The sequence below is a fragment of the Halomonas sp. 707D4 genome, from assembly GCF_024158685.1.
Classification (GTDB): domain Bacteria; phylum Pseudomonadota; class Gammaproteobacteria; order Pseudomonadales; family Halomonadaceae; genus Vreelandella.
In genome coordinates this window covers 1-1,420 of the sequence record NZ_JAMZBD010000642.1, presented here as the reverse complement: position 1 = coordinate 1,420, position 1,420 = coordinate 1, and the positions used below count along the sequence as shown (strand labels likewise).

2 protein-coding genes are annotated in these 1,420 nt (G+C 65.1%); one reads left to right on the top strand and one right to left on the bottom strand.

What is annotated here, in order from left to right; translation table 11 throughout:
- Positions 1-940, bottom strand: a 940-nt coding sequence (locus BIS11_RS17495; protein ID WP_253586714.1) for an IMP dehydrogenase, incomplete at its 3' end; no start/stop codon positions are given.
- Positions 941-1,092: 152 nt separating this feature from the next.
- Here BIS11_RS17495 and BIS11_RS17490 point away from each other — a divergent pair.
- Positions 1,093-1,420: exodeoxyribonuclease VII large subunit (locus BIS11_RS17490; protein WP_253586712.1), on the top strand; the 328-nt coding region annotated here is incomplete at its 3' end.

Genomic DNA, 1,420 nt, shown 5'->3' with positions numbered 1-1,420 from the left:
CGCCCACACCGGCGACGATACGCGTGGTGCAGATCGAGCCCGGGCCGATGCCCACCTTCACGCCGTCGGCACCGGCTTCGGCCAGCGCCTTGGCGGCAGCGGCAGTGGCGATGTTGCCGCCGATCACCTGAATCTCGGGGAAGTGCTCCTTCACCCAGCTGACGCGATCGATCACGCCCTTGGAGTGGCCGTGGGCGGTATCGACGATGATGACGTCGACGCCGGCTTCGGCGAGTGCCGCGATGCGGTCCGGGGTTTCCGGGCCGGTGCCGACGGCGGCACCCACCAGAAGGCGCCCGTCGCTGTCTTTCGCGGCGTTGGGATAGGTGCGGGCTTTCTCGATGTCCTGGAAAGTGACCAGGCCGCGCAGGTGGAAGGCGTCGTCGACGATCAGCATCTTCTCGATGCGGTGCTCGCGCATCTTGGCCTTGCTGGTCTCTAGGTCGGTGCCTTCGGATACAGTCACCAGCCGCTCGCGCGGGGTCATGATGTCCGCCACGGTGTCGCCCACGTTGGGCTGGAAGCGCATGTCACGCTCGGTGACGATGCCGACGAGCGTCTCGCCTTCCACCACCGGAAAGCCGGAGAAGCCGTATTCGCGAGCCATGGCGAGCAGGTCTTCGAGCTTGGCGTTGGGGCCCACGGTGACGGGGTCCTTGACGATCACGCTCTCGTGCTTCTTGACCTTGCGGACCTCGGCGGCCTGCTGGGTGATGCTCATGTTCTTGTGGATGATGCCGATGCCGCCTTCCTGGGCCATCGCAATCGCCAGACGCGCTTCGGTCACCGTGTCCATGGCGGCGGAAACCAGCGGAATGTTGAGCGTGAGATTGCGGGTCAGGCGGGTTTTGAGGCTGACGTCCTTGGGCAGAACGTCGGAGAAGCCGGGAACGAGGAGAACGTCATCGAACGTCAGCGCTTCTTGGGCCATACGTAGCATAGCGGCAACACCCATTGAAAAGTGGGAAGATGGGGCGTGGTAGTTAATCGACCATTATAGCGTTTTGAGGGGTGTGCCAGCAATGCGGCATCATGGCATGGCCTCTGCGCCCCACTTACCAGCACGACTTACCATCGAACCGAGACGAGCCCATGCCCGACGCAGCCCAAGCCCTTTCCGTGAGCGACCTCAACAAGCACGCCCGCCAGGCGCTGGAGCGCGACCTGGGCGAGGTGTGGGTCGAGGGAGAGCTTTCGAACGTCTCCAAACCCGCTTCCGGGCATATCTACTTCACCCTGAAGGACGACCGCGCCCAGGTGCGCTGCGCGCTGTTTCGCCAGCGGGCGCGCTTCGTGGCCGCGCCCCTGCGCGATGGCGACCAGGTGAAGCTCCGGGGCCGGGTGTCGCTGTTCGAGCCGCGTGGCGACTACCAGCTGATCGCCAAGGCGCTGGCCGAAGCCGGTGCCGACGGCGTGAAGG